The organism is Streptomyces ureilyticus (assembly GCF_011045025.1).
GTDB lineage: Bacteria > Actinomycetota > Actinomycetes > Streptomycetales > Streptomycetaceae > Streptomyces > Streptomyces ureilyticus.
On record NZ_JAAKZX010000498.1, the window covers coordinates 1 to 826 of the forward strand.

The following is an 826-nucleotide window of genomic DNA, read 5'->3' on the forward strand; positions in this document are numbered from 1 at the left end:
GTTCTTCGTCAACCGGCGAGGGTGAGGTTGTGGAGGCGGGCGATGCCGAGCATGGCGTGGTGGACGCCGTCGCCTTTGAGGCGGCAGTCGCGGAGGATCTTCCAGGTCTTCATGCGGGCGAAGGTGTGCTCGACGCGGGCGCGGACTTTGCGGTGGGAGGCGTTGTGTTCCTCTTTCCAGTCGGGGAGTTGGCTCTGGCCGGGTTCGCGGCGGTGCGGGATGACCAGGCCGGTGCCGCGGTAGCCGCCGTCCGCGATGACGGTGGTGTGGCCGACGGCGGTCTTGGCGCCGGACAGCTCCCATGCCTTGCAGTCGTTGCGGTTGCCGGGCAACGGGCGGCCGACGGCGACGACGAGCCGGGTGTCGGCGTCGATGACGACCTGGTGGTTGGTGGAGTACCGGTAGTTCTTCGACTGCTCGGCGACGGTGTGGTCGCGGGTGGGGACCAGGGTGCCGTCCACGATCAGCACGGCGTCCGTGCGGAACCGCTTGCGCTGCTGGAGGGCGAGCGCGGGTCCGAGGTGGTCGATGATGCGGTCGGCCGCGGACTTGGACACCCCGAACAGCGGCGCCAGTTGGCGCAGGGTCAAGTTGGTCCGCCAGTACGCGGCGACCAGCAGCACGCGGTCCTCCAGCGGCAGGCTCCACGGCCGGCCCTTGCGCACCGGGTCTGCACCCTCGCGACGCAACGCGGTGATCAGCTTGCCGAACTGACGAGGGCTCAGCCCGGTGAACGGGGCTATCCAGGACGGCTCCGACGCCGTGATCACACCAGACACGACAAGATCATCTCACCCGTGACCAGCACTTACGGGACAGCCCTTAG

The 826-nt window shown here is 68.8% G+C and carries 1 protein-coding gene; it reads right to left on the minus strand.

Annotation, left to right across the window (positions count from 1 at the left end):
- Window positions 1-8: 8 nt before the first annotated feature.
- Complete coding sequence (locus G6048_RS48355; RefSeq protein ID WP_165345924.1) at window positions 9-779, minus strand: transposase; 771 nt, start codon at window positions 777-779, stop codon at window positions 9-11.
- Window positions 780-826 lie beyond the last annotated feature (47 nt).